Genomic DNA, 12,878 nt, shown 5'->3' on the forward strand with positions numbered 1-12,878 from the left:
GAATATGAGGAGCGTTTGTATTGGAGACAAAGGAACTGAGCACAATTGAGGAAATACGGATATATTCTGATCCTTACCGGATGAAGATATTAAGCCATTTTCAGCGTATGGACCACCCGGCAACGATTAAGGAAATTGCCGACGAAATGGGCGAGGTTCCGGCAAAAGTGTATTATCATGCCAAAAAGCTTGAAAGCATAGGGCTTATTAATTTGGTAAGCACAAAGGAAATCAACGGCATAAACGCCAAGTATTATGAGCCTTTCAAAGGGGCAGTCCGGATCAAACGCGATGATGGTGCGGACGAAACCGCAAAAAAGATATTCATTTCCGAAACCCAAAAACTGCTTTCGGACCTGTATGAGGAAAACAAAAAAAAGTTTCTAAAATCCCAAACCATGGAAAAACCTTACGGTAACCTGAGCAACTCCGAGGTATATCTTACCGAAGAGGAAGCCAAGGAATTTTTCGAAAAAATCAATCGATTTGTGGAAGAGCATCATGAACGCCAAAAACCCGGTCAAGTCAAATACGATATTTTTATTACGATTGCCAAATCGCTCGAAAATTAGACCAAACTTTAAAAGACCCCCTAGCTTTTGCTAGGGGGTCTTTTGGGTACGCAGGCTCATTTCGAGCTTGCTTCTGCGGCGGATTGTTCATCTTCCTTGGCCACATAAATGGAATATTCCATTTTTCTCGTTTGCAGCATGTTCTGTTTTGATCCCCAGTTCACGATTCGTGAACGGTGGGGAATTCCGTTTGCGATCAGCCTGTTTTTGACTTTCAAATAATCTTCCTGAACTTTATTTTAGCATTTTTTTGGCGAGATCATATCCCTTCCAGACGGTAAAACCAAGTTTGGCGTAAAAATCAACCAATTCGGTCCAGTCGATGACCATATTTTTGACGCCGCGGCTTGCCAATTCCGCCACTCCATCTTTGACGATGGCCAGCCCGTAACCTTTGCCGCGAAAACGGTCGTCAACGCCAAGCGGGCCGATGCCGCCGAGCGGACCGTCAAACAGCGGAGCCCAATAAGTGTTCTGGGCGATCAACGGAGATTGTCCGTCATTGACTCGGCAAAATCCGATCATCTCATCACCGTTAAACAAGCCGACGAATTCCCGGCCTTTCCCTCCGCGCTCCCAGTAGCATTGTGCTTCATAATACCAGCGGCCCGGGAAGCAGCGCTTGAAGAAACGCAGCATTTCGTCCTGGTCCTGTTCCTCCAGCAAACGGGCGTATGCGCCATCAGCATATGTCTGCGGTCCTTCGCTCTCCGGAGCTTGGTTAACAAGATCAAATACTTCATATAATACCTCGTACCCCCTATGCTCCAGCCATGCCCTTGCCTCCGGCAATGCCTTGGGGATGCCCGGGATGTAGTGCCAAGGATCCCTGCCGATGTATGCCAAACCGGCTCCCGCATCGCGAAGGGCATTTTCCGCTTGCTCAAGCAGTTGGCTTCCAATCCCTTGCCCTCTCGCATCGCTTCGAACGAGGATGGCCTGAATCCAGCCTCCGCCGTCGCCCAAACGCATTCCGCGCCGCGCCTCCTGCCATGTTTTCGCGATCACGAATCCGAGCAGTTTACCGTCTTCATCCACTGCCAATTTAGATCCTTCCAAGTAAACGTTCTCATCTTGAAACGTATTTTGCCGCATCAGCTGTTCGCGCATCGGAAACAGTTCGCCGATTTCCCGGTTCCAAAGCTCGCACATCTGCGGGAGCCAAACCTCATTTAAAGGAATAATGTTCATCTTAATGTCCCCCTTTGAAGTTAGAATAAATATTTCAAAAAATATAACATGACTTAAAATTTTATTTCATATATGGAATTATATTTGAAATTTCCTTTTCCTTCAACCTCTTTACGAAGAATAAAACGAAGGAAGGTACAAAGATGACCGTAACCCCGAAAGTTAATCTTAAACAAAAAACGCCGGTTAGCAAAGGTTCGCTTTGTTAACCGGCATTTTTAGTACAGTCATATTATACTTTTTTCAAGAAATCCACGATCGTAAGCAGCCCTTTATCGAAGTTCTCCAGGTTGAAGTGCTCGTTTGGCGCATGCAGATTTTCATCCGGCAGGCCAAAGCCCATGCAGACGACAGGCGCTTCGAGTACGCGCGAAAACGTCTCTACGATCGGAATGGAGCCCCCGTCGCGGGTAAATACTGGACGAGTGCCATATACATGCTCGTAAGCATCGGCAGCCTTCTGCAGCACAGGCGTGGATGGGTCGATCGTAAACGGATTGCCTTTCTCCATTTGTACGACAGTCACCTTCGCGCCTGTCGGCACATGGCTGTTAATATGCTTTTCGATTTTGTCGAGAACGTCCTGCGGATCCTGATGGCCAACCAGGCGGCATGTAATTTTCGCGTGTGCTTCCTTCGGAATGACGGTTTTGCTGCCTTCCCCTTGGAATCCGCCATAAACCCCGTTCAGCTCCAAGGTTGGACGCGCCCCTGTTCTTTCTGCGAACGTAAATCCTTCTTCACCGAACAGTTCGTCCAGACCTAAATCCTGCTTCAGCTTGTTTTCATCCACAGACTGCTTTTTGAATTCTTCATGGTCCTCCGGCGTCAGCTCAAGCACGCCTTTATAGAAGCCTTCAACGCTAACCCGCCCGTTTTTGTCATGCAAGGAATCCAGCAGGCTGACCATCGCATGCAGAGCGTTTGGCACGCCGCCGCCATAAGATCCTGAGTGCAGGTCGGTGTTGGCTGTGTGCAGAGCCACTTCCAGTGAGCAGAGACCGCGGAGTCCCACGCAAATGGCCGGTCTGCCTTTTTCAAGCAGCGAAGTATCGGAGATAAGTACGACATCCGCTTTCAACATGTCCTGATGTTCTTCAAGGAAGATCGGCAAATTCGGGCTTGATACTTCCTCTTCCCCTTCCACGCAGAACTTGATATTGACAGGGAGTTCTTTTTCCTGCGAAAGAATGGCTTCCACGGCTTTAATATGTAGGAACAACTGGCCTTTGTCATCGGTCGCGCCTCTGGCAAACAATTTGCCATCGCGGATATCCGGCTCAAAAGGAGGGGTTTGCCATAGATGGAGCGGATCGACCGGCTGCACGTCATAATGGCCGTATACAAGAACCGTCGGCTTGCCTTCGGCATGCAAATAGTCGGCATAAACGATCGGATGGCCTTTCGTTTCGTGAATTTTGACGTTTTCCAGCCCGGCCCGCGTCATCGTATCGGCAAGCCACTGCGCAGCCTTTTTGACATCGGATTTATGTTCGGATAATGCCGAGACGCTGGGAATGGACAACCATTCCTTCAGCTCATTCAAATGCTTGTCTCTATTGCCCTGGAAATAATCTTTATAATCCATTGGAATCCTCCTTTAAAAATGAAAATGAAGCAGGAAAATCGCCTTAATCGCCGTTTTCCTGCTGTTCCTGCCGCAGACGTTTAATCATCTTGCGGTCTTGGTCGGTAAGTTCCACCTGCTCTAGCAAGTCGGGCCGGCGCTCCAGCGTGCGCTTCAAAGCCTGTTCCCGGCGCCACAGCTCAATATTGGCATGATGCCCGCTGAGCAAAATATCAGGCACCTTCCAGCCCCGAAACTCGGCGGGTCGGGTATAATGCGGATATTCAAGCAGTCCGGTGCTGAACGAATCCGTAACGGCCGAGGTTTCATTTCCCAGCACGCCAGGCAGCAGCCGCACGACCGAATCGATCGCCACCATCGCCGGAAGTTCCCCGCCCGTGAGAACATAATCGCCGATCGACAGCTCGTCTGTCACCAGATGCTCACGAATCCGTTCGTCATACCCCTCATAATGTCCGCAGATGAAGATCAGATGCTCTTCAGCCGCAAGCTCTTCCGCTTTTTGCTGCGTGAAGGTTTCTCCCTGCGGGCACATTAAAATGACTCTTGGTGCTGCCGAAGTCTGGGACAGCAGATCCTCTACGGCCGAAAAAATAGGCTCCGGCTTCAGGACCATCCCTCCCCCGCCGCCGTACGGTGTGTCATCCACCGTGCCGTGCTTGCTGCTTGAATACTCTCGGAAATTGACCGCGTTCAGGTTTACGATTCCTTTTTCCTGCGCTTTGCCAAGGATGCTGGAGTGGAACACGCCGTCCATCATCTCCGGGAACAATGTTAGTACATCTACCCTCATCATCCTACAGCAGTCCTTCCATCACATGCACAAGCACCTTGCGGTCCTGCACATTTACATCAAGCACGACATCATCGATGTAGGGAATCAGGATGCTTTTTCCGCCCTTTGGCTGCACCACCCATACGTCATTAGCCCCAGGCGTAAGAATATCGGTAATGACTCCAAGCTCCTGGCCTTCATCCGTTACGACCTGGCATCCGATAATCTGATGGAAATAATATTCGTCTTCCGGCAGCTCCACCAAATCCTCCTGGGTGACCTTGAGCATACTGCCTTTATACTTTTCCACATCATTTATATTATCGTACTCCTTCAGCTTCACAATGTACATATTCTTATGAAATCTGGAAGACTGTACGGTGACGGGCAGCGGAGCTTTTCCGTCTTCAGGTACGATCAGCAGTTCGCTGCCTTTGGCGAAGCGGACTTCGGGAAAATCAGTATGCGGCAGTACCTTGATCTCTCCCCTGATCCCGTGTGTATTTACAATTTTGCCTACATTCAACATGGTTTGCGGCATAACTTCCTCCTACCGTTTGATGCTGGATCCGGCCCTACCGGAGCCGGAACGGAAAACGTTCCGTCTTGCGGTCCGTTTCCCGCAAAATACAGAAGACCGGAGACTTTACATCCCCTTATTAATATAAAACAAAAACGTCGATCGATGTACCTTCTAAGAAGACAGGCCGCGTTTAATGGTTGTTCTTCTTGCGAACTTTATAATTCTATACTTACAAAAAAAACGTCTATCGACGTACTTTCTAAGAAGACAGACCGCATTTAGCGGATGTTTTTCTTAATAAGTTTTTTTTGGGGTCCCCGCAAAGTATTTGGAGTAAGCATCGAAGCATAGGTTCCACTCAGTACTTTTGCTCCGCAAAAGCGCCCTTCAGGCGCCCTTACTTCTTTCCGATACACTTTGTGGGGTTATTTTGCCATTATAGAATTGCTTAAGCTTCGCTTAAAACTTATATATTCTATAATCTTCAAAAAGGGGTTAGGAAATACATCCCTAACCCCCTTCGCATACCTTTAAGATATAATATCCACGGTCACGCGTTTATCCATTTTGACTGCTGCGGAAGTGACTACCGTGCGAAGCGCTTTGGCGATCCGTCCCTGTTTGCCAATGACCTTCCCGACATCGTCCGGATGTACGTTCAGCTCATACACAATCAGGTGATCCTTCTCCACCTTCTTCACGGCCACCTCATCGGGATGATCCACTAAAGCCTTAGCAATAACACCAACTAATTCTTCCATAGATAACCCTCACATTCAGTCATTATTTCTGTTGCTTAGACTCATGGAACTTCTTCATTACGCCCGCTTTGCTCAGCAAGTTGCGAACAGTGTCGGAAGCTTGCGCACCATTTTGGAGCCAAGCAAGAGCTTTATCTTCATCGATTTTAACTTCAGCCGGTTGTTGAACCGGATTGTAGTAACCGATTTCTTCGATAAAACGGCCGTCACGCGGAGAACGGGAATCCGATACCACGATACGGTAGAAAGGAGCTTTATGAGCACCCATGCGTTTCAGACGAATACGTACTGCCACGAAATTCACCTCCTTCAATAAATAAACTCTATAATTCAGGCATCAGCGGAACGGAAATCTCATTCCGCCTTTGCCGGCCAATCCTTTAAGCTGTTTCATGGCCTTTCCTTTAGGGCCCTTTGGTCCCATCATATCCGAGAACTGCTTCATCATCCGGCGCATCTCGTCAAACTGCTTGATAAGCCGGTTCACTTCGGCGAGCGAGGTGCCGCTGCCCGCGGCAATCCGCTTACGGCGGTTATGGTTGATGATGTCCGGGCTTCGCTTCTCTTCTTTTGTCATCGAGAAGACGATGGCTTCGATGCGGCCCATCTGTTTCTCGTCGACCTTCAAATCTTTGGCCTGCTTAAGCTTGCCCATGCCGGGAATCATATCCATGATCTGGTCGATCGGCCCCAGCTTCTTGACCTGCTCCATCTGCTCAAGGAAATCGTCAAAAGTAAATTCGGCGTTGCGCATTTTGCGCTCCATTTCCTTGGCTTTTTCGGCGTCAATGTTGGACTGCGCTTTTTCGATCAAAGAAAGCATGTCGCCCATGCCGAGAATGCGTGAAGCCATCCGTTCCGGATGGAACGGTTCCAGCGCGTCGACCTTCTCGCCAAGCGCCGCGAATTTGATCGGACAGCCGGTTACAGCCTTGACGGAAAGCGCGGCACCGCCGCGGGTATCGCCATCGAGCTTGGTCAGCACAACGCCAGTAAGTTCAAGCTGCTTGTTAAAGGTATCCGCTACGTTAACCGCATCTTGACCGGTCATCGCATCAACCACGAGCAGCACTTCATCCGGCTTGATCTCGCTGTGAATTTGCCGAAGCTCTTCCATCAGCTGTTCATCGACATGCAAACGTCCGGCAGTATCGACGATCAGATAATCATGGCCGTTGTCTTTGGCATGCTGCAAACTTTGCTTGGCAATTTCAACCGGGCTTGTCTTGTCCCCAAGCGAAAACACGGGCACGTTGATCTGCTCGCCCAATACCTGCAGCTGCTTGATCGCCGCCGGGCGGTAAATATCGCCGGCAACCAGCAGCGGACGATGGTTTTGCTTCTGCAGCATTTTTGCCAGCTTGCCGGAGGTTGTAGTCTTACCCGCACCCTGCAGGCCGACCATCATAATGACGGTTGGCGGCTTATTCGCCTTCGCCAGCTTCGCCTGGCTTCCCCCCATCAGCTCGGTGAGCTCTTTATTGACAATATCGATGATGACCATGCCTGGAGTAAAGCTCTCCATCACTTCCGTACCGATGGCCTTCTCCTTTACCTTGCCAACAAAGTCCTTGACGACTTTAAAGTTAACGTCGGCCTCGAGCAGCGCAAGACGCACCTCGCGCATTGCCTCGTTGACGTCATCTTCGGATACCTTACCTTTGCCGCGCAGCTTGCTGAACACATTTTGCAGCCTGCTGGTTAATCCTTCAAATGCCATGGACCGCCACCTCCTTCATTTCACTTTATTCCCATGCTTCCAAATGATCTACCATTTTGTTGATGCTTATTTTCTGATCCTGTGCCATTTCGCTGGCATTCACCAGTTCGCGCAGCTTTTCAAGATCTTGTACACGCTGAGCATGCTTTCGCAGAAGTCCGAGCTTATCCTCGTATTGCTCAAGCACCTGCTCGGCCCGTTTGATATGTTCATATACCGCCTGCCGGCTAATCTCAAACTCCGCGGCGATCTCCCCGAGGGAAAAATCATCATGAAAGTAATATTTAAGGAACATCTGCTGTTTCTCTGTCAACAGCTGTTCGTAGAAATCAAAAAGCAAATTGATCCGGTTCGTTTTCTCGAGCCTATTCTCCTGACTCATGTAAGGGCACTCCCTTCGTCAAGGAAAAACACTTTACACTTCTTCAACGTTCATTATAATACATAAAACAAAGAAAGATGTCAAGCATTATTCCTTGTCATCTTTCCATTGATTGCTCGGCGCTTGTATCCGGCCGCTTTCTGCCTGAAGTCAGCCTCATTATGACCATGGCAGCAGATAAATCAATACTGCAAAAAAGTGAACGATACTGCCTCCCAGTACGAATAAATGCCAAATGGCATGATGGTAAGGAAATCCCCGCCAGACGTAAAATACGGTGCCTAGCGTATACAGCAGCCCCCCTACAGTGAGCAAAATGATTCCGCCCGTAGCGATTGCCGCCGTAAGAGGTCCCCAGGCAATCACAACCATCCACCCCATCAGGAGATAGAAGATCGTGGACATAAAGAGAAAACGCTTCGTGAAAAATGCTTTAAATATGCATCCTAGCAAAGCGATCCCCCATACCGTTCCAAATAAAGACCAGCCTAGAGGACCACGGATGGCCACCAGCATAAACGGCGTGTATGTGCCTGCAATAAACAGATAGATCGAGGAATGGTCGAAAATTTCGAACAGGTCTTTGACCTTCCCCTCTTTGAAACTGTGCACCAGCGTGGAATTCAGATAAAGAATCAGCATCGTTGTTCCATAAACCGAAAAACTGACAATATGCCAGGCCGTACCCTTCATCGATGAAAAGACGACGAGCAGTACCAACGCGGCAACGCTGAGCAATGCTCCGATTCCATGGGTAATGGCGTTCGCCACTTCTTCCTTCCGGCTGTAGGTATGTGTATTTGCCATGAATAATCCTCTCATTGTTTCTTTTCTTATCATTATAACCGTTCATCCCCTTCCATTTCCACTTTTGAAAAATCCGGCTGCGGGGGTGACCCTTTTCGGAAAAAATCGGGATTATTCCATGCTGCTTATGTAATTCCTGTCACCAAGTATCCCGGATTAGGCTTGCCTTGCTCTTGCTAAAGCTTATGAAAATACGGCGGAAGGTGTGCGTGTACGACCGACGACAAAAACAGCCTCTTTTCCACTCCCGGAAAAGAGGCCATTATAGAACGAACCCAAAAGCGCCATATTGCGCGAAAATTTATCTGTTTTAGATTAAGTATTATGGAAGATCAAACTTGAACTCCCGACCTACCTTCACTTTATGGTCTTCCATCCGCACATGGATGCGATAGGTTTCCTGCTTCGGCGCCATAATGGACAAATCGTATTCGCTTTTACCGTCTTCAGGCACAAGCACTTCTTTTCTCTGATCCGCGTTCTCCGCATCGTATTTTCCCCGCTCTTCTTGCGAAATTTCCGCTTGGAAAGAAGGGATGGAGAATCTGAGCTTCATCCGGTCTTCCGGGTTTTGCTTGACTTTGATTTTTAATAACCCGTTTTCATAATGAGCATCCGTGAGAATGAAGGACGCATCTTTGTATTGGATCGTTTTTGGCAGCTGCTCATGCAGCTCTAGCATAAAGGATTCATCCTCCCGATCCGTTATTTCTACGTTGTCCATATAAAACTGCAGATTCCGCACGCTTTTGTCAAAATACGGTGAGGAGGTGAATGCCAGTTCAACTTGTCCCGATCCGGTTCCGTCGTTTTCCAGCTTGAAGCCTTCCATTGGATATGCTTTGCCATGATCATCGATAAGTGTAATCGAATGGCGCTCCAAATAATCCGCCGGATCGAATCCGAGGTCATACGCATCCGAATGGTCGAAACTCAAATCGATATAGGTGTTGACAGGCGTAATTTTGAGTTTTTCAACCGTAACCGCCGGAAACTCCGGACGGCCCGCAAGCTTGACCGGCTGGTGCACAGGGACGATTCTGTCCTTCATCAATCGGGTTTTGTCAAACGGCACTTCCATTTTGTACTCGTTGGCTACTTTATTACTGCCTGCTTCGATAACGCCGACCGCAAACCTGAGCTTATCCGGATTTCCGTTTAAAAAAGCTTTCACTTCTTCCGGATTTAGCTGCATCTTGTTGGACAGAACGAGAATCGGCTCATGCGTTTCTTCATCATAAATGATGTTCTCGGAAAGTCCGCCGGATAAAGCCGGCACGTCCAGATTTTGCACGATGTAATTTTTCCCTGTCCTCGTATTGAACCCAGGGCTTCCGTCGGGATTTTGAATCAATTGCCGCTTGATATCCTCTGATTGGATAAACGCTTTATACATCAACTTATCGCCTGTCAAATAGACGTCGGCCAGGCTTAGCGTCGTGTTCCCGAATTTTTGGGTCACCGGCTCAAACGGCCGATAGTCATGGTCCCCGGCGTTCTGTACCCCGTCGCGCCCGCGCAGCGAATCCAGCCAATCCGAGGCGACTGAAAATCCCGGAATGGAATGAACGAATCCTGCAAATGCGGGCGAAACTTGGGCCGTAAAAATCAACAGCAGCGAAGCGGCACAGCCTGCAGCAAGCCCGGTGATGATCTTTTTGCGTGGACGGATGGTTTTGCTTTTACCGCCATTCGTATGCACAGCGATGTTTTTGGCAAATGCCTTTAAGGTATCAGGGGCCTCCAGTTGATCCATGGCCGCCTTCAGTTCCCGTTCCAGTTCTTTGTTGTCATTGAACTCAAACATGAAAAATCACCCTCTTTGAATGATTCGATTGTTGAAGCTTAAGCAATTTGGACCGGGCGGTATGAAGCCTGGATTTGACGGTCCCCTTTTTCACGCCGAGCACTTCCGATATTTCATCCAATGACATCTCCTGATAGTAATACAGTAAAATAACGGAACGGTACCGGATCGGAAGAGACATGACCTGTGCAAAAAGCAAAGATTTCTCTTCATTCTCCAGCATGGTATCAACCGGTTGCCTTTGATGATCTACCGGTTCCCACTCCCCGAAATCCGCGGTCCGTTTACTTAATCTCGACCGTTTTCTGGCCAAATCCATCGCCCGCATCGCCGCCACTTTTTTGAACCAACTTCCGAAATTGCGAATTTCTTTTCCGTTCATAATAGCCTGATAGGCTTCGATCATGGCATTTTGAACAGCGTCTTCCGCGAGATGCGTTGAACGTAAAATGGCGGTCGATGTGCTGTACACGCGGTCAAGATACGGCTCAACCAGTTTGTAAAAAGCGTCTTTGTCTCCGCTGCGGCAGCGCAGCATCCACTGCTCTTCGCAACACATGGGCATCACTTCCTAAATTTGTTCTGTATGATATAGGCGAAGCCGGCACCGCTCCGGTTCATTTTTTGGTTATGGAAGATTTACCCTCATTTCCAGCTCATTCAAAAACGTCACCGGTGTCATCCGTTTCGTCATCACCTCCAGCTGCGCTTTCCGGTTGACAGCCGGGAATTCCATTTGATAGCGATAAACGTCTTGATCTACGCCGATCAGTTTTTTGCTTGCGCATTGCAGGCTCTTTCCGTTCTGCATTAGCCATGTCGCCTGAATTTGGAGAGAAGCGGTTTCCCCTTTTGCCGATAAGGAAAGTACAGTCTTGTCCTTTTGAAAATCCACACCCGTTACAGACACACTCCCAATCTTGCCTTGGTCAAGAACCAGCGGGAATTTCCCTGTGAGCCGTGCAGCCACATTGGCTTTCTGCGCAAGCGCCGTACTTTTGTCATCATAATCGCCCCCGATATAAGGCTTCAAGATCAATTCTTTGGGTTTGCCTCTAAAAGCTTCCACCTTTTCGGTAAACACGCGTGCCAGGACGCCATCCGGATTTTCCCGCCATTGTTCCTTGGCCTGAATCCTGTCGTAAATCCAGCCGTTATTGTCCATGACGATATAATTCATTTTCATAATATTTCGGTCTATTTCTTCGTTAATATTCTCAGGAACGATACGCGAAATGGTAAATTCCGTCTCCTTAGGCGAAGCTGCCAGCGTTTCCAGTTCAAATGCGGCTTCCCCATATTGTTTTTTGATCCCTGGATTCAACTTGAAATGAATAGCGGAATTAGCATCGCTTTGGGCCGCTTCGTTTTGGGCGGCAGCGTGCGCCGCGGGGATATGCAACATCCCTCCAAACAATAAAGCTGCACTCAATACGGCGATCGTCGTTTTTTTCATCATCATTTCCTCCTCTATTGGTTTTGAAACAAATGCGCATCTTCGCTTCCGCCCCCGGCGTTCCTGAAGAACACGTTTGTTTCTTTTGCTATATAGGCGAAAGAGAAAGCGAACCGGTTCATTATTTCCGCAAAAAAATAGGGAACGTCAAAACGCGTCCGGCCCGCGGCCAAACAAAATAAAAAGCGACCCCTTTCAGTGTTAAATACTGAAAAGAGTCGCGGGATCCATGATTTTATTGACTGACACTTGCCGTTTATTGTACGTCGCCCTCGGAATTCTGCTCTTCCTCCCGGATCAACCCGGCGAACAGAGCATGTACGAACTGCTGGGAATCAAATGGCTGCAAATCCTCCATTTTTTCGCCCAAGCCTACGAATTTCACCGGCAGATTAAGCTCCTGGCGAATCGCGACAACAATGCCGCCTTTGGCAGTTCCGTCCAATTTCGTAAGCACAAGCCCGGTAACGCCGCTTTTTTCGCCAAAAAGCTTCGCTTGGTTCAGCGCATTTTGACCTGTCGTCGCATCCAGCACCATTAGTACTTCATGGGGCGCTCCGGGGATTTCGCGCTGAATGACCCGGAAGATTTTGTTCAGCTCTTCCATCAGATTCGTTTTGTTTTGCAGGCGGCCTGCCGTATCGCAGATCAGGACATCGGCCTGACGCTGCTTCGCAGCTTGCACGGCATCGAACATGACGGCTGCCGGATCGGACCCGGCATGCTGTTTGATGACCTCGACCCCGGCACGCTGGCCCCATACTTCAAGCTGCTCAATCGCTCCGGCCCGGAACGTGTCGCCTGCGGCAAGCAGAACTTTTTTGCCTTCCTGCTTGAAACGGTGCGCCAACTTGCCGATCGTCGTCGTTTTGCCAACGCCGTTGACTCCGACAAACAGGATTACGGTAATGCCGTCCGGGTTCATTCGAATGGAATTGTCATCATCCCCGCGCAGCAGTTCCATCAGCTTTTGCGATAAAATCGGCTGCAGTTCGGACGCATCTTCAATCCGCTGCTTTTTCACCTCGGCGCGCAGGTCGTCAATCAGATCCATGACCGTATTGACGCCCACATCGGCGCCGATCAAAATCTCTTCAAGCTCCTCATAAAATTCCTCGTCGATTTTTTTGCGGCGGATCATCAGGTCCGCCACTTTCTCGACAAATCCCTTGCGGGTTTTCTCCAGTCCGTCGCGGAACTGCCTGGTAACCGATTCCGTCTTGCTCGAAATGCTTTCTTTCAGCTTTTTAAAAAAGCTCATATGTCTCCTCCATCTCTCATCTTCATGATCTTACG

15 protein-coding genes are annotated in these 12,878 nt (G+C 48.9%); 1 reads left to right on the forward strand and 14 read right to left on the reverse strand.

The annotated features are described in order from the left end of the window. Nucleotides 1-20 precede the first annotated feature (20 nt). Nucleotides 21-572 carry a winged helix-turn-helix domain-containing protein gene (locus tag L6442_RS22625; RefSeq protein WP_228100994.1) on the forward strand — a complete coding sequence of 184 codons (552 nt, stop codon included), beginning with the start codon at nt 21-23 and terminating at the stop codon, nt 570-572. 56 nt (nt 573-628) lie between these two features. Here L6442_RS22625 and L6442_RS22630 read toward each other — a convergent pair whose 3' ends face one another. The 14 genes from L6442_RS22630 to ftsY form a co-directional block, all read right to left on the reverse strand. After that, a complete protein-coding gene (locus L6442_RS22630) occupies nt 629-790 on the reverse strand; it encodes a hypothetical protein (protein ID WP_212978788.1) in 162 nt (53 codons plus the stop codon). A 16-nt stretch (nt 791-806) separates the two neighbouring features. Continuing rightward, nucleotides 807-1,763 (reverse strand): GNAT family N-acetyltransferase, encoded by a 957-nt coding sequence (locus tag L6442_RS22635; RefSeq protein WP_212978789.1) that lies wholly within the window; start codon nt 1,761-1,763, stop codon nt 807-809. Nucleotides 1,764-1,995: 232 nt separating this feature from the next. After that, nucleotides 1,996-3,351, reverse strand: a complete 1,356-nt coding sequence (locus L6442_RS22640) for a dipeptidase (protein WP_212978790.1) — start codon at nt 3,349-3,351, stop codon at nt 1,996-1,998. A gap of 43 nt (nt 3,352-3,394) precedes the next feature. After that, a complete protein-coding gene (gene trmD, locus L6442_RS22645; protein ID WP_212978861.1) occupies nt 3,395-4,144 on the reverse strand; it encodes a tRNA (guanosine(37)-N1)-methyltransferase TrmD in 750 nt (249 codons plus the stop codon). 4 nt (nt 4,145-4,148) lie between these two features. Next, a complete protein-coding gene (gene rimM, locus L6442_RS22650; RefSeq protein WP_194231048.1) occupies nt 4,149-4,667 on the reverse strand; it encodes a ribosome maturation factor RimM in 519 nt (172 codons plus the stop codon). A 512-nt stretch (nt 4,668-5,179) separates the two neighbouring features. Next, nucleotides 5,180-5,410 carry a KH domain-containing protein gene (locus L6442_RS22655; RefSeq protein WP_194231049.1) on the reverse strand — a complete coding sequence of 77 codons (231 nt, stop codon included), beginning with the start codon at nt 5,408-5,410 and terminating at the stop codon, nt 5,180-5,182. Nucleotides 5,411-5,432: 22 nt separating this feature from the next. Then, nucleotides 5,433-5,705 carry a 30S ribosomal protein S16 gene (gene rpsP, locus L6442_RS22660; protein WP_127599456.1) on the reverse strand — a complete coding sequence of 91 codons (273 nt, stop codon included), beginning with the start codon at nt 5,703-5,705 and terminating at the stop codon, nt 5,433-5,435. A 42-nt stretch (nt 5,706-5,747) separates the two neighbouring features. Continuing rightward, complete coding sequence (gene ffh / locus L6442_RS22665) at nt 5,748-7,130, reverse strand: signal recognition particle protein (protein ID WP_212978791.1); 1,383 nt, start codon at nt 7,128-7,130, stop codon at nt 5,748-5,750. A gap of 25 nt (nt 7,131-7,155) precedes the next feature. Further along, a complete protein-coding gene (locus L6442_RS22670) occupies nt 7,156-7,512 on the reverse strand; it encodes a putative DNA-binding protein (RefSeq protein ID WP_194231051.1) in 357 nt (118 codons plus the stop codon). Nucleotides 7,513-7,671: 159 nt separating this feature from the next. Then, nucleotides 7,672-8,319: a PAQR family membrane homeostasis protein TrhA gene (gene trhA, locus L6442_RS22675; RefSeq protein WP_194231052.1), complete on the reverse strand. Its 648-nt coding sequence runs from the start codon at nt 8,317-8,319 to the stop codon at nt 7,672-7,674. 322 nt (nt 8,320-8,641) lie between these two features. Further along, nucleotides 8,642-10,126 (reverse strand): hypothetical protein, encoded by a 1,485-nt coding sequence (locus L6442_RS22680; protein WP_212978792.1) that lies wholly within the window; start codon nt 10,124-10,126, stop codon nt 8,642-8,644. Further along, on the reverse strand, nt 10,119-10,685 hold the full coding sequence (locus L6442_RS22685; RefSeq protein ID WP_212978793.1) for an RNA polymerase sigma factor: 567 nt from the start codon (nt 10,683-10,685) through the stop codon (nt 10,119-10,121). Before L6442_RS22685 ends, L6442_RS22680 begins: the two co-directional genes overlap by 8 nt. Nucleotides 10,686-10,754: 69 nt before the next feature. Continuing rightward, nucleotides 10,755-11,588, reverse strand: a complete 834-nt coding sequence (locus L6442_RS22690; RefSeq protein WP_237100048.1) for a DUF5643 domain-containing protein — start codon at nt 11,586-11,588, stop codon at nt 10,755-10,757. A 250-nt stretch (nt 11,589-11,838) separates the two neighbouring features. Then, nucleotides 11,839-12,843 carry a signal recognition particle-docking protein FtsY gene (gene ftsY / locus L6442_RS22695; RefSeq protein WP_194231056.1) on the reverse strand — a complete coding sequence of 335 codons (1,005 nt, stop codon included), beginning with the start codon at nt 12,841-12,843 and terminating at the stop codon, nt 11,839-11,841. Nucleotides 12,844-12,878 lie beyond the last annotated feature (35 nt).

It is taken from the genome of Paenibacillus azoreducens, from assembly GCF_021654775.1.
Lineage (GTDB): Bacteria > Bacillota > Bacilli > Paenibacillales > Paenibacillaceae > Paenibacillus_AQ > Paenibacillus_AQ azoreducens.